Here is a 26,094-nt window from a genome sequence, read left to right as displayed (position 1 = left end):
GTCCCGGCGATTTGCTATTGTTGTCTGGAAAAAGGGATTTTTGTAACCTTATAATTTAGGGCGGCAGTTGTCCCTGCAGTAACATCTATGGTGACCCCTGTAATTTTCCCCGCCAGGTCAGATGCCAGAAATACTGCCGTATTTGCAATGTCTTGCATCATGGGCAGTTGTTTAAGCATGGTGTCTGCTTCCAGTTTCCTGAAAAAATCCAGCACTTCATCAGTTGCATTTTCCAACGCTTCTTTAAAGGGCCGGGAATCAGGTGATCCTGCAGAGCGGATATTTACGGCACGGATGCCATAGGGGCCAAGTTCTGCAGCTAGGTTCTTTGAAAAAGATTCTATCGCCGCGCAGGCAGGACCAAAGCCGCCAACATTTGCGTATCCAATCCCTCCAGGTGTGGCGGTAAGGGAAAGGATCACACCCGATCCCTGTTCCATCATGATCCGTCCGGCAGCTGTAGCACTGAGAAATTGACTCCGCATGGCGATCTGAACCGGACGCTCGAAGTCTGAAGGATCCATTTCTACCAGGGGAATGTCCTGTGTATCTTTCAGACCGATGAGGTTAAAGATGATGTCAACGCTTCCTGCCTTTTGTTTTACTGCTGCCAGATGACTGCTGACAGCCTCTGCATCCAGGGCGTCCACTTCTGCCGCTTCTGCCAGACCAGCCCGGGCATGAATTGATGCGGCCACTTTTTGTGCAACTTCCAGTCGTTTATGGGTCACAAATACGGTTGCCCCTGCAGCAGCAAATGATTGGGCAATTACACCTCCGAGTGAGGGGCTTACCCCATAAATAACGGCGTTTTTGTTTTGAAGTAACATAGGCTTGATACTAAAAGATGAACAGGTCATTTTTATACCTCAAAAATGCAGGATCAGACGGAGATTTAAGGCGTAGGGATGTGACAAATAAGAGGGGCATTCCCGCCAATGAAAAAGCCACCCGGGAGAGTGGCTTTCGGATCCTTGTACAGGACCGTATGTGATGACAATTGAGATCTGCCGGTGAATTATACCGTCTCGTTTGTTGTTTTAATCGTTTTTTCCAAAGCGTGTACGATGCTGGCTTTATAACCGCTAAAGTTCGTCTGACGTGTTTCATCTGAATCACTTTCTTTCAGCGTTTTTCTGCTTTCTTTGATCTGTTGTAATTCGTTGGTATATAAATCAAGGAACAATTCAGGTTCTTTGTTTTTTAAAATTCTGACCGTATGTGAGTATTTTTCATAGCTATCCACAAGAATTGCCAGGCTTTTCTCGTCATATGTATTTATACCAGCTGTCTTTGTCAGTAACTTTTCCAGCTTTCCTCTTTCTTTTGCGTAACCCATAATTGCGACAAATATACCAGTTCTCCGGAAGAATTATACTATCATCCTGTTCAACAGCTGAAATTTCTATCAGAAAAATTATTAAATAACCCGCCATTTGGTGTAATTAACTCAGATTGCTGGTTATATTATTGATTTATTTAGTGTAATTAGTATAGTTTTGCGCTTCCCGATGGCTAAGTGTAGAAAATATGCCAGCTTAAATTAGCAAATGATGCATGACCTTATTTTAAAAAATATCGCTAAACACATTGTACTTGATGAAGCTGAAAAGGCCTGTTTTCTGGCCTGCTTAAAACTAAAGGAGGTAGAGAAAAACGAATTTATCCTCAGGGAAGGGCAGATCTGCAGGGACATCAATTTTGTGGTTTCAGGAACACTGAGGGCGTTTTATCTGGATAAAACGGGTAAGGAATCAACGGTGATGTTTGCTATTGCAGACTGGTGGGTTACCGACATGTTCTGTTTTGTAAATGAGCAGGCCGCGATGCTGAATATTGAAGCCACAGCCGACAGTTGTATTTTACAACTTCAAAAAGAAGACCTCGACCGTTTATATATCCAGCTGCCAAAGTTGGAGCGGTTCTTTAGAATAATTATGCAAAATGCCTATATCCGGGAACAACTCCGGGTGATTCAGGGTTTATCGCTTTCTGCGGAAGAACGCTACCATAATTTTCTGATCAAATATCCGAAGGTTGCGCAGCAGGTCAAACAAAAACAGATTGCATCCTACCTGGGCATCACGCCGGAATTTTTAAGCACGATCCGCGGGAATAAAGCCAAAAAGAAAAAGATTTCTTAAACTACCTTATTTTTTCCTTCCCTTATCTTACCTTTTTTTGTAAAAAAACATATCCTATGCTCATCCTTATTGCAGGTCCCTATCGCAGCGGGACAAATGACGATCCCATCTTAATGCAGCAAAATCTAAGCAGGCTGGAAGCAGCTGCGCTTCCTTTATTCCGGCTTGGACATATCCCTGTGATCGGGGAATGGCTGGCATTGCCCTTACTAAAACTTGCAGGCTCAACACGGCCTGGCGACGAAGCTTACGAAGAAATCCTATATCCGGTAGCACATCGCCTCCTTTTAAAATGTGACGCTGTGCTGCGTCTGGAAGGTGCATCAAAAGGTGCAGACGAAGATGTGAGGATTGCCCTGGAAAGAGGGCTAAAAGTATATTATCATATCGATGAAGTCCCTCATGAAGCATCCTAAAGTTAACATTCTCCGGACGGATATTTTATCCGACAACTGGTATACCCTGAGAAAAATCACTTACGAATACCTGAAAAAAGACGGAACCTGGGAGACACAAAACAGAGAGGCCTACGACAGAGGGAATGGCGCCACGATTTTGCTGTACAACAGAGAACTGAAGACCGTGATTTTAACCCGTCAGTTCCGGTTACCCACTTTTCTCAATGGAAATGAAAGCGGAATGCTCATTGAAACCTGTGCAGGCCTTTTGGATAAAGACAATGCGGAAGACTGCATCAGGAGAGAAACAGAGGAAGAAACAGGTTATAAAATCTCTGAGGTGAAAAAGGTTTTCGAAGCGTATATGTCGCCGGGATCTGTTACCGAAATCCTTTATTTCTTTATCGCCGAATATTCCAAATCCATGAAAGTAAATGATGGAGGAGGGGTCGCACAGGAGCAGGAAGAAATCGAAGTGCTGGAAATGCACATCGATAAAGCCATGGAATTAATGCGTAATGGGGAAATCAAGGATGGTAAAACGATCATGTTACTGCAACACCTCAGGCTGGCAAATATGCTCTAATCGCAAGATATATCAATTGATATAATTTTGTTACGGATATCTGAATGGCCTGATTTTCATTCCTGGAGAAAATCAGGCCATAGTACTACTGCATCAGCCCCATTCTGTCGCTCATCAGATCTTCGTATTGGTTGTAATTGTCTGCGTCTTTCACATTCCAGATTCTTTTTCCGGAGAACACACTGGCTACGTTTGCAGCTCCGGTAGCATTCATCAGATTTTGAGCATTTGGGAACTGGGGATTGGTAGAATTATAGTGATGCTCATGATTGGAATCCGGTGGAGGAATTGGCAGGGAGTGTGCGCTCAGGTAGTCGCTTTTGTCCATTAGGATATGCCCGATCTCGTGGGCAATGGTATAAGGAAAACCGTTGCCGGTACCAATAGACTTAATAAATAAGCAGCCTACAAGATTAGGTGAAAGTGCTGCCGCATAGGATTTGTTGCAGGCAAATGCCAGTACTGCGGGTTTCAGGTAAGAGGGATCAATTTTATCTATGATAAATATCCTCAGTTTGTTGGGGGCAGCAGGAATTAAATTGGCAATGCTCACCAGGTCTGCTTCTTTTAAAGCACTGATGTTGATGGATGAAGGGAGTGTGATCTCATTTACCTTATAAGGAATGTTCCGCTTGGTTGCCACAGGCGTTGGTGTGGTTTGTGCAAGGCTATTCCCTGCAAAAGGATACTCCGAATCGGCACTGAATAGCAGTCCGACGCTATCATATACATCCTGAAGTTTCGCAATAGAGGTCGCTACGGCATCAACTGTCGCCACAGGTTTATTTGCGGCATTCCGGAGTATGAAAATATTAACAGGAAGTTTATGTAGTTTTCCCTGATTAAAGACCGGAAATGAAGCGCGTTCTGACCGCATTGGATAATTGATTTTTATAATCGCAAACATCCCTGCAAGCCGCATTCTGAAATTGTCATTTCCTCTCTTTTTACCATCCACGGTGATTTCCAGATCAATTTCTTCATGAACGAGTAAAAGCGCTTTCGATCTGAAATTATTTTCATTGGCAGGGTCACGGTATAAAGTCAGCGTCGGGTTGGGATTGATGTCGTATAAAGTGCTCCCGTTGCCAAATGTGGTGGTCCATTCCACTTCAATCGTATTTGTACCTGCAGGGACCTGATCATCGGTGATTTCTACATAAAATCTATGGCTTTCATTGTCCGGGAAATTATCCTTCAGGCCGTTTAACTTATCGTTATAGGGAATTCCCGCATTGTTCGGTTTGGCCGGATCAAATGCGCTGTCAAATAACCCGAAGCCGATGCTGTCTGTGCGCTGATCGAAGGTTTTAATCGTGTTCGGATGATTGGGATCAGGGATCAATAATTTAATGACCAGTGGTTCATAAGCCATTTGAGGTGGCGTAGCTTTCACTTCTATTGTTTCTGTGAGTCCGCTTCCATCTGTTTTACTGGCTTTTACCTCTTTTCCGCTGGCGGCGGCATCGACTGCAGCTTTACTTAAAGAGCTCTTATCTTTCTCTTCCTGATTTTTCGGTTTTTCATTGCCATCAATTTGTTTTTGAATGTGCTCTTTGACGAGTTTTCCATAGTCCTCCTGATTGATGGCTCCTGTATCTTTAGCGGTTTTCAGGGTATCCATAATCTTATCGGAGTGCTGGGTATTGTGTTCCTGAGCGGCCATCCCTTTGGCCATCTCCGCAAAAGCTTTTGCATTTTCCTGGTTCGACAGGTAAGTTTTGATCACATTTTGCAGGTTGACATCTAATCCGGTAATGTCTTTAAATACGCCCGCTTTACCTAATAATTCGGAGAGGCCAGCCAAACCGGCACCGGGATTTGGTGCTGCGGGTGCATTTTGAATATTAATCATTGGGCTGGCAAAATCTTTAAAGGCTGCTTTCCAATCGGTAATTGTTGGAACAGGCGGACTGACCGGTGTGAATGAAGTCGGTTCATCAGCGGTAAACTTAGTCCAGTCCTGAGCGGAGTTTTCCTTGATTTTTTCGCAGGCATCGCAGGCCCCCTGAATCGCTTCCAGAAAAACCCCTTTGGAGGGAACACTAATGCGATAGGGCGGGATCGGCGTTAAAGGTTTATAATGATCAAAGAGGGAGACTTCTACTTTACGGTGTGCCTCATTGACTTCGGTGATGTAAGACTGACTCACTTTATAGCCTGCAGCTACCGGAAAGACCATGGAATTTCCGGTGATGGTAATCAATTGGTTCTTGACCACCGATGCCAGGCTTCTGAAGCCAATAGGAACCCCAAAATCATTAAAAATCTGAATGTTAAAGCCATCCAAAAGCATATACCTGCGGTCAGCATCAAGCGCATACCAAAGCGATTTGTTATAATGCTCGAGGTTGCTGTTCAGGTGTTCAATGAGTTTGGTGACCACAAAAATATCTTCCTTCCGCGGGCTCCGCTTCTCGTCGGAATTCATAGGCGCAGGAATCTTTGCATTGTCAAATAAATCATTGCCTACATACCCGTTAAAAATCCGGCCATGGTAATGGTCGGTATTGTAATTGACGAGCAGGCTTTCCACATTCAGTTTGACCTGCTTCAACAAGGTGTCTTTTTCGGCAATACTGAGGCTTTTGTTGAAGGTATAAGTCGCGTTTAATTCTGTGATCTCTTTGCGGCTAAGAGCGGTTGAAGCATTGAAATTGTACTTTAACAGCTGCTCTCTCCCGGAATAATTATTCACACTGGTCAGGTCCAGATTGCCCATAGGTTTCAGGGTTACTGTATTTTCATTCAGAAGGTTTTTGATGATCAGCGGCGCGATGTCATCAAAAAAGACCTTGTCCCAGTCGCCGATTACATTTTGAAAGAATTTGCTCAGTAATTCTGAGGTGCTGATGTTGAGGATTTTAGCATATGCATCCCAGAGCTTTTTATCATCGGGCATCCCCTCAAAGAAATCAATTGTTTTGCTCACATTACCTGCAAAAATGGTGAGGGGTTCGAAGTTATGGACGCGAATGCAGCGTGCAGGCGGTACACTTTCATAATTTCCGTCCAGAGACATAAAATTATCAAATATTTGACCTCTGGTGAGTACCTCATGGGAAATGGTGGTATAAGATACGCTGGGGCCATCTCCAAAAAGTGAGGACAGCCCTCCGGTAAGAACGGCCATTGTTGCACTTTTTATATTGTCATTTATCGTTCCGCCGATATCAACACCCCCCTTTTCATATACTGTTTTTTTAATGACCGGCAGGGATAAAATGCGGTCGAACCTTGTTTTAGGACGGGGCAGGTTGACCCTGATGGTCATTGTTCCTGAAACCGAACTAATGATTTCATCGCAGTACCTGCCTGTAGGGAAATCTACATTTGCATAATTGCTTTTGATCCTTTCGTTCGCGTCAAAGCCTTTTAAGAGTGGATGTTGTTTGTTCAGGCGAAAAATAGAGAAAGAAGACAAATAGGTATTGGACTGCAGGGGCAGGAGATGGCCAGACAAAACATCTGCCCATTTAAAGATATTGTCTACCGTAAAATTGGTCATGAGTAAAGGCACAAAGACACATTCTTCCACACTAACGAGTTCCTGAAAAATGGCATAATGCCTGAGCACTTCAAAATACATCATCGTCAGCGCATGACAATGGTTGTGATTGGCCACAACTTCAGTTACAGCGGCGTAATGCTGACCTTCCTTTACGGTGGTAATCAGGGTTGCATTTAACTGCCGGTAGCTGTCTGCATTCTGCATAATCGATTGACGAAGCTTCTCCCCAAAAAACTGGGCGGTATTCCGGGAGCTGTTTTGTGAAGCGGAAGAATTAGAATTGGCAGCGCCTCCGGAAACACCTAAAGCACCTGATAAAATTCCAATATTAAGCCCGATCCCTAATCCGCCACTCATTCCGCTGGTATTTCCTGAGCTCCGGCCCTGGATCGCTTCATTGAAACTGCCACTCAGCTGGTCGGCAACATCCCGCTCGTTCACTAAGTTTGATGCCAGATTTTCTCCCTGACGGATGGATTGCTGCTCGGTGCCTTGAAGAGAATGCTGGGAATCCATCACGACAATTTGTTTTTTCTGACCGGGAGCCAGGGGGAGGGAATACAGCAGGTTGCCCAAAGAATATCCATCGGCCCTGAATTCAGAACGGTAATGTAAAACATGGCCTGTTGCGATTGTCACCGACTGATATAAGGTTAAATTTTCTTTCGCATCAGGTGCGTCCTGCCACCTGATCGGATTGTTCAGATCAACAGCACTGCGTTTGATTTTTTCTGCACCACCAACCAGCTCAAAGCTGACTTTGATGGGGCTTACAGGTCCAAAAACGGGTGGCAATAGAAAGCCAAGTGAGAGGTTGACGTATTTTTTTAAAGTATAATTGGCGACATCAGGATCGGAAGTCCGCACAATTCCCTGGTAGCTGTACTCCCTTAAGGTCCGGTTTGGAGTAGATAAATTGACGCAGCCTCCGCCAATGTCCTGTGTATACTCACTCGAATTGATCAGGTCTGCCTGATCCGGAAGCCTGGCCGCTTTTTTAGGGGTATGACAATCGCAATCTTCCTCTCCTTCATGTGTGTTGTCTTCGCATTCCGGCTCCGTTACCAAAAGATAAAGAAAATCGTCTGAAATTGTCTGTTCTTCCTGATTGTCGATATCAACAGGAACATCAGCAGGGTGGTGCGGACTGATGGAAAGGAGGGCCTGAGCAAGGATATAAGAACCGAAAGGATAGGGCAGGGAAAAATTTCCCGAACTGTCTGTCGTACCTGCAGCCACCACACGCCAGTTTTCATCTCCTTCTTTTTTCGCCTGAATGATAACCGTTACCTCCTTAAAAGGACATTTTTTAGTCAGCCCCACCAGCTGTCCCCTCAGTTTTTTTCCTTTATCGGATTTCGCATAGGCGCTTCCTGCCTTGATCACATTAGGGCGGGAGAGGTGCACTTCAATAAACAACTCCCTTAAAGCGGCGTCATTGGGTTTGAAACTTTGGGACCATAGCGTGGCGCCGTCAAAGCCTTTTACCCGGATGTGGATTGATCCGGAGACGCTGCCCGGCACGATCAGCCGCTGCTCTGCGAAGGAGAAAGCAGCAGTATTGTCACTCAGCTCCGTGTAAGGAGAAGACCAGTCGTAATGCAAACTTTGCGGTCCCCCAATGTTATCTACCGTGGCATATTCTAAAGATAAATTGTAAAAAAACAGGTCCTCCTGACTGATCTCTGTATGGTCAGCAGGGATTACCCGGAAGTTTCCCGCCACTGCTATGGTTTCTATTGCTTCCAGGACAACCGGAAAATCAAATAACCTTTCCATGTACTTCTGAACAAACTGCGCCGTGCCTTCTATGTCTTCAATGTTTTCGGCCCGAACGATCTCCATCAGCACCATCGTGGCCTGATCACTGAAGGTTAAAGCGGCACTGAGATCGGGATTCGTGGCACTGACGAATTTTTGTACAATGTTGAGCCATACCAGATCCGGTTCCACATGTGCTATTTCTTTAAATTGAAACAGCAGCTGGGTATACATTTGTTTGTTAATGAGGATGATGCTGTTTTCAAAGTTGTTGTCGAAAATGGTGATTTTTCCTTGTTTTTCATGAACAGGAAGCAGTTCTTCAGTTGATTTTGGTAAATTTCTTCTGATGAAATACAGGGCATCCAGGGTATCTTGTTTCAAAGGCAGATTGCTTTCGGAAAGCAGCAGATAATTCAGGGAAATGCTTAATCCTTCCAGATCATCCTGCTTTGAAGACATGCATTGCCGGGTGTAAAAAGAGAAGAATTTTAAACCTTCCGGTTGACCGGTAATGGCTGAGGCAGGGAATTTTGCACGGTAAGTCTCCTGACCCAGTTCCTGTGTAAATGTGGTCGCATCAGAAGAAACCTGCTGACGTGCGAACTTTCCTTCTGATTCGCTCTCCTGGTATTCAAAAATGGGGTAAGTCAATTTGATCTGTATTTTATCAAATTCATCGGGATTTCCCTGATAACGGAAAGATTTTTGCAATGTGATCATAGTGGTAGGTGTAAAGGATGATTTAGAAATGTGCTTTATCCATTTTAAATTTAAACCTCGGGCAGGGGTAGAAATAGTACAAAATCGTCGTTTATCCGATTTGCCATTATTGAAGCACATCAAACAAATTTCCCTATGAGTTGTTCCTCAGAAAAGCACGCTGTCATGGGATTGAAATTTTATGAACCAGACTCATTATTAAAAGATTACGTTAAGAAAATTATCATCACTGAGCTGGATTCAGCATCCAGTGATTTGAAAGAAATGAACCTGGTTCCGGACTGTTATCAGTACCTGTGTTTCATCCTGGTTGGTAAACCTGAATTTTTTGAGCAGGGCGAATATGTAAGGAGGCCTGATGCGGTATTTACAGGTTTACATACCATGCCCACTTCGATTCTCATGGATGGAAACTGTTGTATTGTGAATGTACAGTTCAAGCCTTTTGGTTTGTATAGTTTCTTTAATGTGCCCCAGGAGGAAATGATCAACCGCTGTGTTGATGCCAAAACATTTATCGGTAGTTCCATCAACCTTTTAATGGAACGTTTAGCAGAAGCAGCCAGCGCCGAATCCCAGAACCAGATTATTCAGGGATATTTAAAAGAGCGCTTAAAGGCTTCCAGGTTCTTATTACCGGTAGACCATGCACTTAATTTAATGATTGAACAGGGAGGGAACCAAACGATAGAGGATACGGCGGCCTTATCCTGTCTGAGTTTAAAGCAATTTGAGCGGGTCTGTAAATTGAGATTGGGAATTTCTCCCAAGTCCTTTGGGAAACTGGTGCGTTTTTCCAACCTGTATAAACTGAGGGAAAAACATCCGGAATTGCCCTGGAGTCAGCTGGCAAATCATTGCGGATATTTTGATCAGATGCACATGATCCGGGATTTCAAGCAGTTTACCGGAGGAAATCCAAAATTCATTACCAGGGATGATGTCTTTCGCTCATTTCCATTTGAGAAATATTAATCGTTATTTAGCAGCAACCAAAAGATAAAAAACTATGAAACTAGGGGCATTTTCAATCAGCCTGAGCGTTAAAGACCTCAGTGCTTCCAAAGCATTTTATGAAAACCTGGGCTTTACTGCTTTTGCAGGTCAGCTGGAAAAGAACTACCTCATTATGAAGAATGGGAATGCATTGGTGGGTTTGTTTCAGGGGATGTTTGAAAACAATATTTTGACTTTCAATCCCGGATGGGATGAAAATGCGGGCAATGTACCTGGTTTTGATGATATAAGAGAAATCCAGAAATCCCTGAAAAGCAAAGGACTCAGGATAGAAGGAGAAGCCGATGAAAATTCTTCCGGTCCCGCCAGCTTTATGGTAACCGATCCGGATGGGAATGTTATTCTTCTTGACCAGCACGTTTAATTCTGATCAGCGCTGCTAAATATGAGAATAGATAAGGATCATTTTAAAAACACCATAATCAGCGGAGAAATGCCTGAGCAACTCTCTCCTCCACTTCTGGCTTTGTGGCATGATGGAAAGGGCGATTGGAAAACTGCCCATGACCTGATTGACCATCTGAATGACCGGGCCTCCGCACATGTCCATGCTTATCTGCACCGGAAAGAAGGAGATCTCTGGAATGCAGACTATTGGTATCAGCGGGCAGGAAAGTCTGCACCTGATCAAAGTCTTGAAAAGGAATGGGAAGAGTTGGTTCAGCTGTATCTTTCGCTGTCATAAATTCCGGATGTGATATGAACCGGGTACACCTGCTGATCCTGCTGCTCTTCGCCTCCTTTGCATCCTTTTCACAGGAAAGGAACAAGGTCAGTATTGGCTATATAGAGACTTATGAAAAACTGCCGGAAATCCGCCTGCAGAAAACCAGCGCTGCAGAATATGAGCAGCATAAACCTGGTAAAACCCTGGTAAAACTTAAATTGAAAGAAACGAAATCACAGTTTCAGATCAGGGCAAAAGGAAAGCAATACTGGTTCAAAAAATACGATCCCCAGGCCAGCGGTGATGGTTTTAAAGGGTTCGGATTTTTTGGTTATTTTCCGAAATTGAAGATGTATGTGCTGAGCAGTAATGCTACTTCGGAACACCTGGGTTTTAGTGACCTGATTTTGCTGGACAGCCTTAGCAATTACAGGTATACCATTGTGTCTATAGGCGATGCGGCGGTCGAAACTCCTGTTCCTTCGGTCAATAGCAGGTACCTGCTTTACTTTTACAATGAGGTCTACAACGTAAACAATTGTACGATTGCCATCCTGAAAGTAAACGACAGGAAAGTGCCTTCGAAATTACTTACAGAATATCAATATTTCAAGACCGACAAATGGAGCGTAGATCAGGTCCGTTGGATTGATGACCACTCTTTCCTCATCAAAGCCCTCGTCAGCAGGAAAGAAAATTCCCAGCGGTCCGAACATTTTGAATATTACAAGGCTCAGCTGAACTGAGTCTTTTTCTTTGGGCAGACCAGCCTAAATGGCTTCCAATAGTTGATTTTATAGCAAATTTTGGTGGGTATCCATGCAAAATAGTATAACCTTATCCAGAAGTCTGTTCCGTATCTTGCAGGTAACAGATCCCGGCGCAACAAGCTCCATATCCGGTGGATCCAGGGTCTATACACGCTGCATACACGCTCGGGAGCTTGTAAACAGCGGCTAAACTATGGGTAAACAGCTGGTTGGAACTGATTTAACCCGAAAGGAGTTGTTGTGCTGGTATAACATAAATTAAATCAGGTATTATGGTAAGAATTACAAAAGGTTTATTGGGTGGTTTTAGCGGGAAAATTGGTCCTGTGGTTGGTTATACGCTCTATGGCAAAGAATGGATGCGGAGTTTACCGGAGAAAACTGCTCCGCACACTTTAAGATCAGTGGTGGTGCCTTTCCTGGTTTAACTACGCCGGTTGTCCTGCAGGAAAGTGCGGAGCTGCTGAGCTTTCATTGGGACCCGGAAAGTGCTCCCGGAAGCCCGGAAAATGTTCCCCAAAGCTCGGGATATGATCAGGTGCTGCTTTTGGCCATCAACCTTAAAGGTCAGAAGTCCTGCTATGAATGCCCGGGCAATTTCAGAAGCGCAGGGACTGCTATGTTGCGGATTTCAAAAGACTTGCAGGGAAAAGAAGTTGATCTGTACATTGGCCTAGTGGCTAAAGACCGTTCTGTCCAATCCGACAGCCAGTATTTAGGCCGGATCCAACTTGAGGATGGGGAACCGATCCTGAACACGGAAGTGGAAGCAAAAACGGTGATTCCCGAATCGATAGAAGAAGATAAAATGATACCGGACATTGCAGATCAGCAGGAAGAAAACGGAAAAAGTACCGCCGGGTTGCACAGAAATACAATGATCAAAGCTTTAAAAACGTTAGATGAACAGAGTTTTTCCGGAAATGGAAAAGAAAGTTAATTTATTAACCTGGAAGTAAAGCCTCCCGAAGCACACAATGAAATTCAGGCAAGGTTATTGAACACCGATGGACTGGTAAAAGAATGGCTAAATAACAGGGCAAATAATCCCATCAAAGATGACATATGAAAGAAGAAATTCTTAATCAAATTAAACGTTTAGGCGGAAATACAGACCATGTGAAAGGGATTTCCCTACAGGAAGATTTAGCGGCAATCACATTTAAGCATCCCCTGTATCCTGATCATTATAGAGATGAACTGTTTGGTGCCGACCAGTTTTATGAGGAAAACAAACAGCTGTATAAAGACAACAAGCAGGATTTCTATAAAAAACTGATGGAGCATTTTTTCTCTGATCATGAAATTCCTTATGGGCAGGCATTTTTCAGGAATTTCCTGTTTACCCCATTTTCTGAAGGAACTTTCGACTTTGAGGAGTGGAACGATCTGTTTATTGATGAGGAGGAGGTCGATTTAACGGAAATTCTTAAAATTTCTACAGATCCCAGGCCCGACTTTATGGTGATTACCTCCAGTTATGGTTTTCCGGATCAATATTATATTTGTTTGTCTGACCGGAACCAGGAAAACCCAACCGTTTTTGGAACGGATCATGAAGTTTTCTTTTCTGAGCTGACAAATGAAGGATCTTTAGCCGATTTTTTCAAGCGCTTTCTGTCAAAGGATGATTTTCTGAAAATCGTTGAAAATTATATTGAACGGGAAAAAACTGATAAATAACCTTAATAAAAACATGAGCATCCCTAATCCTGTTCCTTCTTATATCGCTCCTTTAATTGCGCATTTTAACGATTACTTACCGATGGATGCAGAGGATATCGCTATGCTGCTCCCCAGGGTGGTTGAAAGGAAAGTAAAACGGCGACAATTTATTCTGCAGGAAGGTGATGTTTGTCAGCATTATAATTTTGTGGTTTCCGGTTGCTTTAAAATCTATAAAGTAGATGAGAAAGGAGGGGAGCATAACATTCAATTTGTAACGGAGAACGATTGGGCCACAGATATCGGAAGTTTTCATGCCGAGAAACCAAGTGAACTCTATATCGAAGCGATCGAGCCGGGGCACATTCTTCAAATTAAAAGACCTGACCTCCTTTTCCTGTATGTCAATAGTCCCAAGTTTGACCGCAACTTTAGAGTGATCATTGAAGATAAATTTGTGGAGCTTCAAAACCGGCTGCTTCAATCCTTTTGTGTGAATGCTACGGAGCGCTACCTCGCGTTTTTGGAGCAATACCCGGAGCTATCCCAAAGGCTTCCCAATACGCAAATAGCTTCCTATCTTGGAATTACCCCCGAATTTCTAAGTAAAATAAGAAAAGATCTCGTTTCTAAATGAGTTACCCTTAATCTAGGTTAAGGTTCTTTCTTGTGATAGCTTATAGGCCAGTCCGCTTGAGCTGCCCCATCTTTGTGTTGTCATTAATCATCAAAAAAGCAACATAAAATGAAAGCAATCCCATTAAAAAAAAACGAAGAACCGCCACCTTTGCCTTCGGTCAGATTGTGGCAGCACATCAGCTAATGGACAGCAATAAGACGAATGGTAAAATCGTCATGACCCTGTAAATCACAAATCAAATGATTAAGAAATCAATTTTATTGCTCAGCCTGCTGATGACAACAGGTTTGGCCAATATTAAGGCTCAGCATAAAAAGCAATTCAATAACAACACTAAAAAATCTATCAAAATGGAAACAGTAAAAACAGCAATCGAAAAATTACTTATTAATTACCAGGATGCCTTAAATGGATCGGATGTCAGCAAGGTATTGCCTTTATATACTACAGATGGCGTATTTATGCCACAGGGAGGCCCTTCCGCTATCGGTCAGGAACAATTAAAAGGAGCTTACGAATTTGTGTTCAAAAACCTGCAGTTAAATATCAAATTTCAGATTGATGAAACCGTGCTGATCAATGAGAACTATGCCTTTGCCAGAACAATTTCAAGAGGAACGCAGCTGATTCATGCTACCGGTGTTAAGGGAGAAGAAGAAAACAGGGAACTGTTCGTTTTACAAAGAGAAAATGGAGCATGGAAAATAGCGCGATACGTTTTTAACAAAATGAAATAGGCTAAATAACATTAAAAAAACGAGAAGTGGTATGAGAACTCAGACCGCTTCTCGTTTTTTAGTATGGGTGGTTTTTGAAATTATTGACTTACTTTGGTTGTTTAAATTAACCGATGAGCGCCCTCAAAAAAATCCTCTCTGCCAAGACAGATCATGAGCTAATGTTCTACGTGCAAAATGTTAGAAAACACACGGAAGAAGCGGTAAGGTTGGCCTTAGCAGAGTTGCAGAATAGAAAAGTAATCCTGCCGGAAGGTTTATTGGCCGATATTGAAAATCAGCTGGAAGCCAATAAGACTAACAAAGAAAAGGAAAACCTGCCTGCCTGGAAGCAAAATGTGGTGCTGGATTTGGATGTGCCAATGTACTACTCAAAAACGGCGATTTATATTTTCTCTATTTTGTTCTCCGTATTTTTTGGTTCTTTTATGCTGGCCGCAAATTGCAAAGATCTGGGGAAACCCAGATGGCCGGTGGTTTTATTTGGATTGTTGTACAGCCTGTTTACACTGTCTATCTCAGAATATATAAATCTGAGTGGGCCCTATACTTATATCATGGCTGCTTTTGGGGTATTAATGATGTATGAATTCTTTTGGGGGAGGTTTATCGGTAACGACAGGAAATTCAGGAAAAAACCAATCTGGAAACCCCTGATTATCGCTGTCATTATATTTATTCCATTATTTGTATTAATCTATTATAGAAAGCTGTAACAGAGCAAGAGGTAACAGAGTATCCATCTTCCGGATAGGATAATGATCAGCAATGATAAAATAATCGCGGGATTTGCCTGATATTTTTTATCTTTGCGGGGCAATAAAAAATATACTCAGCGCATGTAGAATCTAATTTCTTTCAGAAAAATAAATAGAACCCAGACCCCGGGCTTCTGTAATTATTCAAATTAAAAGAAAGGAATTATGATTATTCTTCAAGACATTACTTATTTACATCCCAATAGGGATTTGTTGTTTGCTGATTTAAACCTCGTCATCAATAAACACGATAAAATCGCCTTAACAGGCAATAACGGCGTAGGGAAATCCAGCCTTCTGAACGTTATTGCAGGAAACTTAATCAGCTCAAAAGGTCTGGTCAAAACAGATTCCAAACCATACTATGTGCCCCAGATTTTTGGCCAGTTTAACGACTATACGGTTGCTCAGGCCCTGCAGATCGAAGGTAAACTTCAGTCCTTAAAAGAAATTCTGGATGGACAGGTGACCGAAGAAAACCTGGCTTTGCTGGATGACGACTGGGCAATTGAAGAGCGTTGCAAATCAGCTTTTGCACATTGGAAACTGGAGGAGGTATCGCTCGGCCAGAAAATGGAGAGCCTTAGCGGAGGACAAAAAACAAAGGTTTTTCTGGCAGGAATCCGCATTCACCAGCCGGAAATCATTTTATTGGATGAGCCCAGCAATCATTTAGATACACGCAGCAGACAGATCCTTTATGAAGATCTGGTTGCCAGCAGAAAGACTTTGCTGGTGGTGAGCCATGACCGAACCTTACTCAACCTGCTGGATGTGGTTTTTGAGCTGGACAAAGGTGGGATTACGGTTTATGGCGGCAATTATGATTTTTATGCCACACAAAAGACCCTGGAAAGCGAAGCTTTGACCCAGGCCTTGAAAAATAAGGAAAAGGTGTTTCGAAAAGCTAAAGAAACAGAAAAAGAAGCGCTGGAACGTCAGCATAAGTTGGATGCCCGCGGAAAGAAAAAGCAAGAGAAGGCAGGTGTGCCCACTATTTTTATGAATACCCTTAGAAACAATGCGGAGAAAAGTACTTCAAGGATGAAGGGGGTTCATGCAGAAAAAACAACAGCAATTTCAGAAGAACTGACACAGCTAAGGAAAGAGCTGCCCGGTATAGACAAAATGAAAATGGATTTTGATAGCTCCGCGCTTCATAAAGGGAAAATACTGGTCGAGGCAAAGGACCTGAATTTTGGATATCATGATCAGCTGCTCTGGAAACAGGGCCTGAACTTTCAAATCAAAAGTGGCGAACGACTGGCGGTCAGGGGAGGCAACGGCTCCGGCAAAACTACCTTGATAAAGATGATTTTAGGACAGCTGGAACCCCATTCGGGAAGCATAGAACGGGCTGATGTTCAAAGCATTTATATGGACCAGGATTATGCGCTGATTGATCCCGGACTGCAGGTGTATGAACAGGCACAGCAGTACAATTCAGGAGCACTGCAGGAACATGAAATCAAGATTCGCTTAAACCGGTTCCTGTTTACCAAAGAGGATTGGGACAAGCCTTGTAAAGCACTCAGTGGTGGAGAGAAAATGCGGTTGATGCTGTGTTCCCTGACCATTAGCAACCAGGCCCCGGATATCATCGTTCTGGATGAACCGACCAATAACCTGGACCTTAAAAACATAGAGATTTTAACCAATGCGGTGAATGAATACCAGGGGACATTGCTGCTGGTTTCTCATGATGAATATTTTTTGAAACAGGTCAATGCGGTAGATTTCATTGATCTCGATCTTCAGGTATAGATTCCCATGACTAAGATCATAAAGATCAGCAGGCTGAGGAGTGCAAAAGTCAGGTATCGGGGAATCAGGCTAAACTTGCGCTCTTCCGCACCGGATTGCAATAGGTTTTGCCTGAGTTTCTCGATTTCTATTTCGTTAAGCGCCACCTGTTCACGCATAATGATCGGGTTTCTGAACTTTTTCGACTCTTCCTGCGTTGCCGGTGCGAGTACCCAGGTTTGATGTGCTGAACGCAGATAGATATAGGTGGCTGATTTGTAGAGTCTTTTGACCTCAAAGCTGAGAATGCCAGCAGGTTTTAAAGAGATCAAAAGGCCCTTTTTCCAGACGAGTTGTTTTCTGCTGTAGATGATGTACAGGAGGATGACGGGGAAAATCAGCGGACTGAATTTTACGACATCAAAGCCGGTTAAATAACTGAGTACAGCTTTTACTCCCGGACCGAACGACAGGGTGCCTGATCCTGCAATGGCAAAGGTGGACATGATCAATATCAACGTCCAGCATACAGTTGTCATCCATAAATAAAGGTTCCTGATGTCCATACATTCCAAACGCATGGAATGTTCACCGGTTACAGCCTTTGGCAATTGGGGATTTCTAAGGTTGTCTCTTTCTGAGGTGCTGAGCCGTATTTTTTTATAAGCGAAAACAGAAAGCAGGGCAATGAGCAAAAGAACGGCTAAAATGATTAAGATAAGTGTATTTGTCAATGGATGAGGTTTTAATGTTTTGGCCAGCGCCAGGCGTACCAGATCACTAAGGAAGTCATTATAATTTCAATTAATCCTAAAAAAGTATAAAATATCATCCACGTCGTAAGGGAACTGCTTACTACCAAAATCATGATGACCGTAAAAAATACCCCCATACTGAGGTTTGCCCAACGGCTAACTGCCGGTCTGGCCATCAATGACATTAACACCATCAAAGAGGGAAGGGTCATGAGTACGGCGAACATCAACAGCTTTAGAGGGCTGACCGGGCCAATCCCTGAATTTCCACTGATCAGGCCCTGAATCCGTCCGGGAACAAATAATGTGAAGAAGTCGCCATAGAGGTAACAAAACATGACTACAATCCATAATGCCGCTAATTTAATCCGGATATTGATGTGGAAGTTTTCCAATGTACCATTGTTTGTTTTCATTTGTCGGTTTTTAGGTTTTTAGAATGAATGCCGATAATTAAAAGCCAGAGGCATGTTCCAATTTCCGCAATGCTGGCCGGGAGACTAACCCAGCGGGAAATGCCCGTTTCCCGATAACCTGTAAAAAGAAAGTTCCCGGTAAAATTGATCAGGTAGCCAAAACATCCGATCATCAGGAGGATGCCTAGAATTTTTGGAAGAAATCCGGATTTGAAAACGAGGTAGCCAAAGGGAAGTAACCAAAGCCCCCAGAAGATGGTAAGCACTTTGATCCCGTTATTGTAATAGTCCAGGTGTAACAATACCTGTGCCTGCAGCTGGCCCATGTCAAATATCTGAAGGTATTCAGCTTTGCTGATCAGGGTCAGTACTGCAAGTTTCTGAAACATATTGACAAAAGAGATGGGTACACTAACGATCGCCAGTACCACCATGAGGATTGCAGCGGTTTTATGAACCGGTTTCAGTAATTGACAGAGGACCAAAGGCAATAGTAAAAAGGCCGTATAGCAAATGAAGCTACTGAGGATCCCAAGTCGGAATAGGGTTTCAGCGGCAATGATATTTTTAACCGTTGCTGATCCATCTCCCGTAACGATGAGTTTCCCCGGAACATACATCAGGCTGAAAATACCGCTCAATACTACGATCAGGTATAGCAAACCTGCTATTCTCGCTGTCCTTTTGTTTGGGTTTATCATTTGGTCTGGTCTTGAATATCTGACGATTGCCGCTGGAAATTGTTACGGGAATAGATCTGTTTTTTTCGAGTTAAGGGATTGTAAACCAATTGTTCATGGCTGCGGCGTTTTTTTTAAAATAACAACATACCGATCGGTATTTTTATTATCTTTGAGTCAAACCATTGACCCATTGCAAAGAGATTCTACCATAACACATGCGTTGATACTTGAAAAGGTAGCCCCGATATTCAATAAAAAAGGTTATTCGGGAACCACGCTCAGCGACCTGACCGAGGCAAGCGGGCTGACTAAAGGAGCGCTCTATTTTCATTTCAGGAATAAACAGGATCTCGCCATTCAGGCCTTCAGGATAAATGTAAAACGGATGATCAATCCGCTTACTGTAAAAATGCAGGAATGTAATACTGCCCTGGAAAAGCTTCAGACGATGATCAGTTATTACCGTGGATATTATGAGCTGGTAGAAAAGGAGGGGGGATGCCCGGTACTGAACATGGGAACGGATGCAAATAACAATAATCCCGAATTGTTTGAAGCCGTTAAGGCCCTCATCATTAAACTGGAGACAGGAATCATCGAACTCCTCATGTCGGGCATAGCCGAAGGTGGAATAAAACAGGATATAGACGCAGTCGCATTTGGAAAGAACATTTATTGTATGATCGAGGGCGGTGTTTTTATGGCAGTTACGCATAAAGACGGCAGCTATTTAACCAATATGATGGACCTGATAGAAAGCCTTTTGAGAGAAAAAATGAGCAGTTAAAATTTTTTATATGTTAACATACCGAACGGTATGCGATTGAAATCAATGAAAGATAACCCTTTAAAAACAAAAATATACAGATGAAAAAAATACTATCGAGCAACAGAAAAGTAAGGTTTCAGGATTGTGATCCCTTCAATCATTTAAACAATGCAAAGTACCTGGATTATTTCATTAACGCCCGGGAAGACCAGTTACTGGAGGATTATGGCCTGGACGTATTTGGCATGATGGGGAGCCAAAAGCTGAGTTGGGTGGTCTCTTCCCAGCAGATCGGCTATTTCAGGCCGGCCACGGCGATGGAAAGCATCAGTATTGAAACACAACTGATCTCTTTTGATACCAGAAACCTTGTGGTGGAAATGAGGATGTATGATGAAAACAAAACGAGGTTGAAAGCCTTACTCTGGACGCGGTTCAGCCATTTTAATCTTGCCCTCCAAAGGTCTGCGGAACATTCGGAGGAATTGACGGAATTATTCAGGGAAGTGCTGCTCCCCGTTGAACAGTCTGATTTCGAGGCGAGACGTGCTTACATTGGTCAGCAAAAAAAGGAAGCTAAATAAAGCCAAATCGTCTTTTTTTTAAAATAAAATGCAGAAGTTCGCCTCTTTAATCAATTGAGATGAGCAATACAAAAGGATTTACTACAACCATTCTTCATTCAGACCGACTTTTGAAACCAGAATTCGGAGCCATACATCAGCCAGTTCATAACGCCGTAACCTGGGGATACGATGATGTACAGGGCCTGGTAGATGTTTTTCAGAATAAAGCCAAAGGATACGCTTATTCCCGTCAGGGGAATCCGACAACCGCTGCGCTGGAACAAAAAGTATCACAAATGGAGCAAGGAATTGCCACTGTTTCTTTTTCTACAGGAATGGCTGCGATTTCTTCTACTATACTCGCATTAATGAAAGCTTCTGACCATATCATTGCAAGTTCCTACCTTTTTGGGAACACCAGAAGCGTGATGCAGACTTATATAGATATGGGGCTGGAAATTTCTTTCGTAGACTCAACCGATGCAGAAGAGATCAAAAAAGCTTATCGTGAGAATACCAGAATGGTGTTTGTAGAAACCATTGCAAATCCGGCCACACAGGTATCGGACCTTGCTGCAATCGGCGACTTTTGCGCAGAAAAAAAACTGATTTATGTAGTGGACAATACCATGACTTCTCCTTATTTGTTTCGCCCGGTAACGGTAAAAGCAAGTTTGGTGATCAATTCACTGACCAAATATATCGGAGGTCATGGAAATGCATTGGGTGGCAGTGTAACTGATACTGGTTTATTCGACTGGCTTGGTTTCCCTAATATTGCCCCAATTATACGCGAGCAAATCCGTCCGGAAATGCAGGGCATCACACAAATCAGAAAAAGAGGTTTAAGAGATGGGGGAGGAACACTTGCCCCGGAAGCTGCGCACAGCATCTCTGTGGGGTCGGAAACGATCGCCCTCAGACTGGATCGCGCCTGTGGAAATGCCGCAGTGCTGTCTGAGTTTCTTGAAAATCATCCCCTGGTGAGCCATGTTTACTATCCTGGATTGAAAAGTCACCCTCAGCATGCTCTGGCTTCGAGCTTATTCCACCGCTTTGGAGGATTAATGAGTTTTACCCTGGTAGACGGCGTAGATTGTCTGGCATTTTTGAACGAACTAAAACTCGTGATTAAATCAAGCAATCTTGGAGATACACGTACGCTGGCTATTCCGGTGGCACAAACCATTTTCTTTGAATTGGGCCAGGAAAAACGCGATGAAATGGGCATCCCTGATTCGATGATCAGGTTATCCGTTGGAATTGAAGATATCGACGATTTAATCGCAGATTTTAGCAATGCATTTTCTGCTTTTAGCAAGTAAGAATTATATTTTTTAAATAAAGATCAGAAAAAGGCAAGGTGAATTCCTTGCCTTTTTCTTTGCCTCCTGTTTTCTATAAAAACTTGCTTTCCCGGAGTGTTTCTCTTTTGATCTTATAATCTTGAGGAGCAACACCCATTATTTTAGAGAACATTCTGGAAAAATAATATTGATCGTCAATTCCCAGTGCTGCCGCAATTTCTTTAACACGGAGGTCTGTAAATTGCAGATATTGACAAGCCTTTTGTACTTTAATCTGATTGAAGTATTTAATGGGTGCAAATCCGGTTTGTTCTTTAAAGAGGGCGGAGAAATGCGATGATGATAAATTAACGGATTTAGCGACCTCTGCTAAAGTAAAGGTAGCATGCAGGTTTTTTTGCATGTATTCAATAGAGAGGTCTATCGGATTTACCATCACCTTTTTTGAGGAATGGTTAAACTTATCATCGAAAATAAAGGAAGATAAAAAATGCTGGAAACTCGTGTTTACATAACAAAGGTTATCTGTGCTGTAGCCCCGCTCCAGGTTCAAATAGATGTCGTCAAACAGCTTGATTCTCGATTCATTAAACTGTACAAAACCTTTGTAATTTTTCTGGCGTTTGAGCAATAAGGCAATCAGTGGTTTGACGAGGTGCCCTTTGAAATGTGCCCAGTAAATTGTCCATGGGTTGTTCTTATCGGAGGCATAAGCATGTGCTTTTTCTGCGGGAATGACGATGAAATTCCCAGCAAGAAGGGGATAGGGCGTTTTTTCTATCTGAACTTCTCCCTTTCCGGCGGTACAATAAATCAGGATATACTGGTCAATACCCTGCTGGCGTTCCCGGTAATGAAATTCGGCTTTTGGATAGAATCCGATATCTGTAAGATAGATTCCGGACAACAAAGGGTTGGAAACACAGCTTTTTGAAATAATGGACCTGGGCAACAGAATTGCCCTTTGCCCGTTAAAGCCCTCTTTCTTCTTAATTTCGGTCGGATCGGTTTCCATATCAGTTCTTTTCTGAGGCTGAATTTATACAGAATTTTCCTAAGATTGGTTTAAGGCCTGATAATGCTGCGTATAGAAATGCTTAAGACGCGGCCTGGTACTGTTCAATAGTGTGCAAAGCCTGTTCGTTATTGAACATTCGGGGTTATTTAGATGGCTGAATTGTAGGGTATTAATGCTATTTTCGCCTTTGGCATAAACTTGGCCATTCACCTGGTATGAAAATATCAAGCTTTTACTTTTTGAAACTAACATTTCTCATTTGTTTCCTCTCCGTAACTACAAAAGGACAGGTGGCTAAACCTGCATCAGGAACATTATATGCCAACATTGCGCACATGGACAGTGTGTTGTTTAATGCATTTAATACACGTGCACTGGACACCTTAAAAGTATTGTTCTCTAAAGACATAGAATTTTATCATGATTCTGGTGGCTTAACAGACTATAAACAAAATATGGATGCTTTTGAAGAAACATTTAGAAGCGAACGGAAGCTGAGAAGAGAACTGGTTGCCGGGAGTCTGGAGGTAAGCCCGATTAATGGTTACGGTGCAGTGGCAACCGGGATCCATCGTTTTTATGCAACAGAAAAAGGGAAGAAGGAGCAGTTGAGCAGCGAAGCGAAATTTTTGATGCTTTGGCGACTGTGGGATGGAAAATGGAAAACAACCAGAATCATTAGCTTTGGCCATCAGGAATATTTGAATAGGCCAGGTAAGCCTTAACCAATAGAAACATACATGTATATTCAGAAAATTCAGATCGAAATAAAGAGTAAGGCGGACAAAGACGAGATCTTTGAAGAGATGAATTTGCTGACCAGCTATTATCGTGGTAATGGACAAAGTCAGGGGAGGATCGAATCGCAATACATTGCTGGGCGTAAAATTATTTGCCTTCCATTTACACTGGAAAAGGACTCCTTCGACCGGAAATACAATAACTTTTATACCGAGCGGCAAATTGACAAAATAGAACAGCTGTGTGCGGCTAAAATTCAAATCAAAACGGTCGGGAAAACTTCAGCAGATTATAAGTCGGCTTGCAAATGTAAAAAGAGTGATTTTTATATTTTAATTACAAACTACATTACGATTCAATCTCCCATATGCTGTGGGACTTGTCAGGAGTCCGTGCCTTTGTACCGGCTTCCTAAGTATGCTGATCATGGTTATATGCCTATTCTAAGCTGGGAAAGTGATTATATTTCCTGCGATAGTTTACAAATGAATTGTTATGTCGGCGAACGTTGGGCTTTAAACCAAATGGAAAATTTAAAATCGACATTGACAAGACAGGGATTGAAAATTTGCAGGACATTGGAAAGTCTGACGAACACACCGACTTATTATTACCTGCATAATTACTTAAAATATAAAGAGGCTGACCTGGCCAGAGCTTGTCCGGGCTGCGGTAACACTTGGGCGCTGCAATCACAATTACATGAGCGGTATGAGATTTTAAATGTGATCAATGCAGGTTAGTATCTACGCTTTCGAGTTGTTTATAATGAAGTATACCGCCATTCTCAGTTTATAGGTGCGAACAAGATAAATTTCCTCCTCTAATTCCTGGAGCGAGCCAATCAAAAATTCCGGTTTTCTGTCTTCTATAACTGCAAAAATATAGAAATTACCGCGTATCTTGTATGTTGTTATGGACTACAAAACCTATCCGCCAAGCTCCGGATTGTCAAACTATGTGAGGTGTTACTGGACATTGGACGCTCCAAAGGAGCCCAATCCTGAAAAGCAACGTATTGTACCCGATGGTTGTATGGAGATGATCTTTCACTATGGTCATCTTTATCAGCAATACACTCCCGAAGGAAGTCCTGTTCTTCAGCCCAGGTGTTTTGTGTTCGGGCAGGTCACACGGCCCCTGGAGATCGAACCAACGGGCGAAACGGGCGTCTTTGCCGTTCGTTTTTTACCTGAAGGCTTTTCTGCTTTTGCGACATTTCCTGTCGGCGATATGGAAAACAGGGCAGTTCCTTTACAGGAGCTGTTTGCGGAGGACGGCATCGCTCTGGAAAAGGAAATCTTAAATGCATTAAACACGGAAGAACGCATTCAATTGGTATCGCGGTTTTTGCAGCATAAACTCATTACCCCTGAATCTGTTCATCAGCTGGTCAGATCAAGTGTAGCAGCAATGATGCTGTTAAGAGGGCAACTTTCGGTGGATGAGCTGACCGGAAACTTAAAAGTTAACCGAAGGCAGTTGGAACGGAAATTTTCATTGGCAGTAGGGCTGAGCCCTAAGCAGCTTTCTAAAATCATCAGGTTGCAATCGGTATTAAAAATGATGGCAGAACCCGGGTTTACAAGTCTCACCAATATTGCCTACCAGGGAGCGTACTATGATCAGGCACATTTTATTAAGGACTTTAAGGAGTTTACAGGAATGAGCCCCAAAAAGTTTTATGGAGGGAACCTTAAGATGTCGTCATTATTTTCAGGAAGAGATTAGCTTGTCGCAATTTTACAATTTTGAACCTTTATATTGTCGCAATTTTACAGCATGAAAACATTAATCACCTTAGGTATATTCCTTACCTTCAGTTCTTTTATCGCAAAAGACAGATTAAACGGGCTTGGCTTTTTAGCGGGTACCTGGAAAACGGAAAATAAAGAAAACTATGAAAGCTGGAAAGTAATCAACGATTCCCTGCTGGAAGGAAATGGGTATAAAATGAAAGGCGGACAAAAAGTCGTTACTGAATATTTTTCTATAAAGGCGGGTTCCGGGAAAATTGTTTATCAGGCCAGAGTGCCGGATCAGAACAATGGGAAAACCATTGACTTTGAACTGAACAAAAGCCTGAAAAACAAGTACTCATTTGAAAACCTTTCGCACGATTTCCCTAAAAAGGTCCAATACACCAAATTGAACGATACGACCATTTTTGTGGAAGTCCTGGGGGCAAATGACAAAGGCTTTTCTTATAAAATGATGAAACGTAAATGATGAAGTTTGAATAGGAGGGCCAGTTAGGCCCTCAGCATTTTTTTGATCAGGGTAATCTGCCCCAAATGGTAGTGAGTATGTTCTATAATTCCATGGATATTTCTGTAGTAAATCCCGTATTTCTCTTCCTCAAAATATTCCCAAAGCCGTTGTTCCGGTAGTTGTTCAATCAAATCTGCGAACTTTTCTGCATCGGTCAGGGCTTTGTTTTTCAATGCTTCCCAGTCTTCCTCCGAACCGATGGGAGGATGGTTAAAGCTGTATTCATCTTTAGCATCGAGTTGTGCTCCCTGTAATACTTTCAGGACGGCGCTTACATAATAATTCACATGATAAACGAGCGCGGCAATGGTATTCAGGCTTTGAACCGGCGTGATCGCCTCTTGCCAGGTTACATCGGCCATGTTGTCCTTTAGGTTGGAGCAAGTCCAGTTTCCTCCGAAATGAACTTCTCTGAAGTGTTTTGCAATTTGTGCGGTCAGGTTCATAG

30 protein-coding genes are annotated in these 26,094 nt (G+C 42.8%); 22 read left to right on the top strand and 8 right to left on the bottom strand.

Features of this window, described 5'->3' with window-relative positions:
- Positions 1 to 14: 14 nt before the first annotated feature.
- A complete protein-coding gene (locus DBR43_RS15535; RefSeq protein WP_124582398.1) occupies positions 15 to 830 on the bottom strand; it encodes an SDR family NAD(P)-dependent oxidoreductase in 816 nt (271 codons plus the stop codon).
- 17 nt (positions 831 to 847) lie between these two features.
- Between DBR43_RS15535 and DBR43_RS32950 the strand changes: the two genes are divergently transcribed.
- On the top strand, positions 848 to 994 hold the full coding sequence (locus DBR43_RS32950; RefSeq protein ID WP_158622510.1) for a hypothetical protein: 147 nt from the start codon (positions 848 to 850) through the stop codon (positions 992 to 994).
- A gap of 24 nt (positions 995 to 1,018) precedes the next feature.
- On the opposite strand, the gene DBR43_RS15530 is transcribed toward DBR43_RS32950, so the two are convergent.
- Entirely contained in the window at positions 1,019 to 1,339 is a 321-nt protein-coding gene (locus DBR43_RS15530) for a hypothetical protein (RefSeq protein WP_124582396.1), read from the bottom strand.
- Between the two features lie 211 nt (positions 1,340 to 1,550).
- Here DBR43_RS15530 and DBR43_RS15525 point away from each other — a divergent pair, with 211 nt between their 5' ends.
- From DBR43_RS15525 to nudK, 3 genes are read left to right on the top strand one after another with little or no spacing between them, the layout of a single operon-like run.
- Positions 1,551 to 2,144, top strand: a complete 594-nt coding sequence (locus DBR43_RS15525) for a Crp/Fnr family transcriptional regulator (RefSeq protein ID WP_124582394.1) — start codon at positions 1,551 to 1,553, stop codon at positions 2,142 to 2,144.
- A 56-nt stretch (positions 2,145 to 2,200) separates the two neighbouring features.
- Positions 2,201 to 2,560 (top strand): DUF4406 domain-containing protein, encoded by a 360-nt coding sequence (locus tag DBR43_RS15520; RefSeq protein WP_124582392.1) that lies wholly within the window; start codon positions 2,201 to 2,203, stop codon positions 2,558 to 2,560.
- The gene (gene nudK, locus DBR43_RS15515) at positions 2,547 to 3,128 is read left to right on the top strand and encodes a GDP-mannose pyrophosphatase NudK (protein WP_124582390.1); all 582 of its coding nucleotides are present in this window, start codon (positions 2,547 to 2,549) and stop codon (positions 3,126 to 3,128) included. Before DBR43_RS15520 ends, nudK begins: the two co-directional genes overlap by 14 nt.
- An 85-nt stretch (positions 3,129 to 3,213) precedes the next feature.
- On the opposite strand, the gene DBR43_RS15510 is transcribed toward nudK, so the two are convergent.
- A complete protein-coding gene (locus DBR43_RS15510; RefSeq protein ID WP_124582388.1) occupies positions 3,214 to 9,123 on the bottom strand; it encodes a hypothetical protein in 5,910 nt (1,969 codons plus the stop codon).
- 165 nt (positions 9,124 to 9,288) lie between these two features.
- On the opposite strand from DBR43_RS15510, the gene DBR43_RS15505 reads away from it, so the two are divergent.
- From DBR43_RS15505 to DBR43_RS15460, 11 genes are all read left to right on the top strand, one after another.
- Entirely contained in the window at positions 9,289 to 10,098 is an 810-nt protein-coding gene (locus DBR43_RS15505) for a helix-turn-helix domain-containing protein (RefSeq protein ID WP_158622509.1), read from the top strand.
- 34 nt (positions 10,099 to 10,132) lie between these two features.
- A complete protein-coding gene (locus tag DBR43_RS15500) occupies positions 10,133 to 10,504 on the top strand; it encodes a VOC family protein (RefSeq protein ID WP_124582384.1) in 372 nt (123 codons plus the stop codon).
- A gap of 21 nt (positions 10,505 to 10,525) precedes the next feature.
- On the top strand, positions 10,526 to 10,825 hold the full coding sequence (locus DBR43_RS15495) for a hypothetical protein (protein ID WP_124582382.1): 300 nt from the start codon (positions 10,526 to 10,528) through the stop codon (positions 10,823 to 10,825).
- Positions 10,826 to 10,839: 14 nt separating this feature from the next.
- Positions 10,840 to 11,553 (top strand): hypothetical protein, encoded by a 714-nt coding sequence (locus DBR43_RS15490; RefSeq protein WP_124582380.1) that lies wholly within the window; start codon positions 10,840 to 10,842, stop codon positions 11,551 to 11,553.
- Between the two features lie 296 nt (positions 11,554 to 11,849).
- Complete coding sequence (locus tag DBR43_RS32945; protein ID WP_158622508.1) at positions 11,850 to 12,005, top strand: hypothetical protein; 156 nt, start codon at positions 11,850 to 11,852, stop codon at positions 12,003 to 12,005.
- A complete protein-coding gene (locus tag DBR43_RS15485) occupies positions 11,933 to 12,517 on the top strand; it encodes a DUF6266 family protein (RefSeq protein ID WP_124582378.1) in 585 nt (194 codons plus the stop codon). Before DBR43_RS32945 ends, DBR43_RS15485 begins: the two co-directional genes overlap by 73 nt.
- Positions 12,518 to 12,642: 125 nt before the next feature.
- The gene (locus tag DBR43_RS15480; RefSeq protein ID WP_124582376.1) at positions 12,643 to 13,260 is read left to right on the top strand and encodes a hypothetical protein; all 618 of its coding nucleotides are present in this window, start codon (positions 12,643 to 12,645) and stop codon (positions 13,258 to 13,260) included.
- Between the two features lie 13 nt (positions 13,261 to 13,273).
- A complete protein-coding gene (locus DBR43_RS15475; RefSeq protein WP_124582373.1) occupies positions 13,274 to 13,879 on the top strand; it encodes a Crp/Fnr family transcriptional regulator in 606 nt (201 codons plus the stop codon).
- Between the two features lie 242 nt (positions 13,880 to 14,121).
- The gene (locus DBR43_RS15470) at positions 14,122 to 14,619 is read left to right on the top strand and encodes a YybH family protein (protein WP_124582370.1); all 498 of its coding nucleotides are present in this window, start codon (positions 14,122 to 14,124) and stop codon (positions 14,617 to 14,619) included.
- A 113-nt stretch (positions 14,620 to 14,732) separates the two neighbouring features.
- The gene (locus tag DBR43_RS15465; RefSeq protein WP_124582368.1) at positions 14,733 to 15,335 is read left to right on the top strand and encodes a hypothetical protein; all 603 of its coding nucleotides are present in this window, start codon (positions 14,733 to 14,735) and stop codon (positions 15,333 to 15,335) included.
- 207 nt (positions 15,336 to 15,542) lie between these two features.
- Positions 15,543 to 17,141 carry an ABC-F family ATP-binding cassette domain-containing protein gene (locus DBR43_RS15460; protein ID WP_124582366.1) on the top strand — a complete coding sequence of 533 codons (1,599 nt, stop codon included), beginning with the start codon at positions 15,543 to 15,545 and terminating at the stop codon, positions 17,139 to 17,141.
- Here DBR43_RS15460 and DBR43_RS15455 read toward each other — a convergent pair.
- From DBR43_RS15455 to DBR43_RS15445, 3 genes are read right to left on the bottom strand one after another with little or no spacing between them, the layout of a single operon-like run.
- The gene (locus tag DBR43_RS15455) at positions 17,132 to 17,854 is read right to left on the bottom strand and encodes a hypothetical protein (RefSeq protein ID WP_124582364.1); all 723 of its coding nucleotides are present in this window, start codon (positions 17,852 to 17,854) and stop codon (positions 17,132 to 17,134) included. The two genes, DBR43_RS15460 and DBR43_RS15455, sit on opposite strands and share 10 nt — an antisense overlap.
- Before the next feature lie 11 nt (positions 17,855 to 17,865).
- Positions 17,866 to 18,291: a DUF6326 family protein gene (locus tag DBR43_RS15450; RefSeq protein WP_124582362.1), complete on the bottom strand. Its 426-nt coding sequence runs from the start codon at positions 18,289 to 18,291 to the stop codon at positions 17,866 to 17,868.
- Entirely contained in the window at positions 18,288 to 18,992 is a 705-nt protein-coding gene (locus tag DBR43_RS15445) for a DUF4386 domain-containing protein (RefSeq protein ID WP_124582360.1), read from the bottom strand. The genes DBR43_RS15450 and DBR43_RS15445 overlap by 4 nt, the downstream gene beginning before the upstream one ends.
- Before the next feature lie 172 nt (positions 18,993 to 19,164).
- Between DBR43_RS15445 and DBR43_RS15440 the strand changes: the two genes are divergently transcribed.
- The 3 genes from DBR43_RS15440 (at position 19,165) to DBR43_RS15430 (ending at position 21,634) form a co-directional block, all read left to right on the top strand.
- Positions 19,165 to 19,761 (top strand): TetR/AcrR family transcriptional regulator, encoded by a 597-nt coding sequence (locus DBR43_RS15440; RefSeq protein WP_158622507.1) that lies wholly within the window; start codon positions 19,165 to 19,167, stop codon positions 19,759 to 19,761.
- 80 nt (positions 19,762 to 19,841) lie between these two features.
- A complete protein-coding gene (locus DBR43_RS15435; RefSeq protein WP_124582356.1) occupies positions 19,842 to 20,327 on the top strand; it encodes an acyl-CoA thioesterase in 486 nt (161 codons plus the stop codon).
- 59 nt (positions 20,328 to 20,386) lie between these two features.
- A complete protein-coding gene (locus DBR43_RS15430) occupies positions 20,387 to 21,634 on the top strand; it encodes a cystathionine gamma-synthase family protein (protein ID WP_124582355.1) in 1,248 nt (415 codons plus the stop codon).
- A gap of 73 nt (positions 21,635 to 21,707) precedes the next feature.
- Here DBR43_RS15430 and DBR43_RS15425 read toward each other — a convergent pair whose 3' ends face one another.
- Positions 21,708 to 22,631, bottom strand: a complete 924-nt coding sequence (locus DBR43_RS15425; protein ID WP_124582353.1) for an AraC family transcriptional regulator — start codon at positions 22,629 to 22,631, stop codon at positions 21,708 to 21,710.
- 242 nt (positions 22,632 to 22,873) lie between these two features.
- Between DBR43_RS15425 and DBR43_RS15420 the strand changes: the two genes are divergently transcribed.
- The 4 genes from DBR43_RS15420 (at position 22,874) to DBR43_RS15405 (ending at position 25,604) form a co-directional block, all read left to right on the top strand.
- Positions 22,874 to 23,359, top strand: a complete 486-nt coding sequence (locus DBR43_RS15420) for a nuclear transport factor 2 family protein (RefSeq protein WP_158622506.1) — start codon at positions 22,874 to 22,876, stop codon at positions 23,357 to 23,359.
- A gap of 15 nt (positions 23,360 to 23,374) precedes the next feature.
- Complete coding sequence (locus DBR43_RS15415; protein ID WP_124582350.1) at positions 23,375 to 24,118, top strand: DUF2310 family Zn-ribbon-containing protein; 744 nt, start codon at positions 23,375 to 23,377, stop codon at positions 24,116 to 24,118.
- Between the two features lie 172 nt (positions 24,119 to 24,290).
- A complete protein-coding gene (locus tag DBR43_RS15410) occupies positions 24,291 to 25,106 on the top strand; it encodes a helix-turn-helix transcriptional regulator (protein ID WP_124582348.1) in 816 nt (271 codons plus the stop codon).
- A 51-nt stretch (positions 25,107 to 25,157) separates the two neighbouring features.
- The gene (locus tag DBR43_RS15405; RefSeq protein WP_124582346.1) at positions 25,158 to 25,604 is read left to right on the top strand and encodes a DUF6265 family protein; all 447 of its coding nucleotides are present in this window, start codon (positions 25,158 to 25,160) and stop codon (positions 25,602 to 25,604) included.
- Between the two features lie 23 nt (positions 25,605 to 25,627).
- Here the strand turns inward: DBR43_RS15405 and DBR43_RS15400 are convergent, their stop codons facing one another.
- Positions 25,628 to 26,092, bottom strand: coding sequence for a DinB family protein (locus DBR43_RS15400; RefSeq protein WP_124582344.1), 465 nt, complete (start codon positions 26,090 to 26,092; stop codon positions 25,628 to 25,630).
- Positions 26,093 to 26,094: the final 2 nt, after the last annotated feature.

It is taken from the genome of Pedobacter sp. KBW06, assembly GCF_003852525.1.
GTDB lineage: Bacteria > Bacteroidota > Bacteroidia > Sphingobacteriales > Sphingobacteriaceae > Pedobacter.
Note: the sequence above shows the minus strand (reverse complement) of the source record. Positions and strands in the feature narration are given on the sequence as shown.

Coding starts and splice junctions, on each gene's coding strand:
- DBR43_RS15460 (WP_124582366.1), top strand. CDS start 15,543: ATGATTATTCTTCAAGACATTACTTATTTACATCCCAATAGGGATTTG.
- DBR43_RS15495 (WP_124582382.1), top strand. CDS start 10,526: ATGAGAATAGATAAGGATCATTTTAAAAACACCATAATCAGCGGAGAA.
- DBR43_RS15485 (WP_124582378.1), top strand. CDS start 11,933: ATGGATGCGGAGTTTACCGGAGAAAACTGCTCCGCACACTTTAAGATC.
- DBR43_RS15480 (WP_124582376.1), top strand. CDS start 12,643: ATGAAAGAAGAAATTCTTAATCAAATTAAACGTTTAGGCGGAAATACA.
- DBR43_RS15445 (WP_124582360.1), bottom strand. CDS start 18,992: ATGATAAACCCAAACAAAAGGACAGCGAGAATAGCAGGTTTGCTATAC.
- DBR43_RS15415 (WP_124582350.1), top strand. CDS start 23,375: ATGTATATTCAGAAAATTCAGATCGAAATAAAGAGTAAGGCGGACAAA.
- DBR43_RS15525 (WP_124582394.1), top strand. CDS start 1,551: ATGATGCATGACCTTATTTTAAAAAATATCGCTAAACACATTGTACTT.
- DBR43_RS32945 (WP_158622508.1), top strand. CDS start 11,850: ATGGTAAGAATTACAAAAGGTTTATTGGGTGGTTTTAGCGGGAAAATT.
- DBR43_RS15450 (WP_124582362.1), bottom strand. CDS start 18,291: ATGAAAACAAACAATGGTACATTGGAAAACTTCCACATCAATATCCGG.
- DBR43_RS15465 (WP_124582368.1), top strand. CDS start 14,733: ATGAGCGCCCTCAAAAAAATCCTCTCTGCCAAGACAGATCATGAGCTA.
- DBR43_RS15435 (WP_124582356.1), top strand. CDS start 19,842: ATGAAAAAAATACTATCGAGCAACAGAAAAGTAAGGTTTCAGGATTGT.
- DBR43_RS15505 (WP_158622509.1), top strand. CDS start 9,289: ATGGGATTGAAATTTTATGAACCAGACTCATTATTAAAAGATTACGTT.
- DBR43_RS15470 (WP_124582370.1), top strand. CDS start 14,122: ATGATTAAGAAATCAATTTTATTGCTCAGCCTGCTGATGACAACAGGT.
- nudK (WP_124582390.1), top strand. CDS start 2,547: ATGAAGCATCCTAAAGTTAACATTCTCCGGACGGATATTTTATCCGAC.
- DBR43_RS15405 (WP_124582346.1), top strand. CDS start 25,158: ATGAAAACATTAATCACCTTAGGTATATTCCTTACCTTCAGTTCTTTT.
- DBR43_RS15410 (WP_124582348.1), top strand. CDS start 24,291: ATGGACTACAAAACCTATCCGCCAAGCTCCGGATTGTCAAACTATGTG.
- DBR43_RS15430 (WP_124582355.1), top strand. CDS start 20,387: ATGAGCAATACAAAAGGATTTACTACAACCATTCTTCATTCAGACCGA.
- DBR43_RS15475 (WP_124582373.1), top strand. CDS start 13,274: ATGAGCATCCCTAATCCTGTTCCTTCTTATATCGCTCCTTTAATTGCG.
- DBR43_RS15425 (WP_124582353.1), bottom strand. CDS start 22,631: ATGGAAACCGATCCGACCGAAATTAAGAAGAAAGAGGGCTTTAACGGG.
- DBR43_RS15500 (WP_124582384.1), top strand. CDS start 10,133: ATGAAACTAGGGGCATTTTCAATCAGCCTGAGCGTTAAAGACCTCAGT.
- DBR43_RS15490 (WP_124582380.1), top strand. CDS start 10,840: ATGAACCGGGTACACCTGCTGATCCTGCTGCTCTTCGCCTCCTTTGCA.
- DBR43_RS15535 (WP_124582398.1), bottom strand. CDS start 830: ATGTTACTTCAAAACAAAAACGCCGTTATTTATGGGGTAAGCCCCTCA.
- DBR43_RS15400 (WP_124582344.1), bottom strand. CDS start 26,092: ATGAACCTGACCGCACAAATTGCAAAACACTTCAGAGAAGTTCATTTC.
- DBR43_RS15510 (WP_124582388.1), bottom strand. CDS start 9,123: ATGATCACATTGCAAAAATCTTTCCGTTATCAGGGAAATCCCGATGAA.
- DBR43_RS15520 (WP_124582392.1), top strand. CDS start 2,201: ATGCTCATCCTTATTGCAGGTCCCTATCGCAGCGGGACAAATGACGAT.
- DBR43_RS32950 (WP_158622510.1), top strand. CDS start 848: ATGAACAGGTCATTTTTATACCTCAAAAATGCAGGATCAGACGGAGAT.
- DBR43_RS15530 (WP_124582396.1), bottom strand. CDS start 1,339: ATGGGTTACGCAAAAGAAAGAGGAAAGCTGGAAAAGTTACTGACAAAG.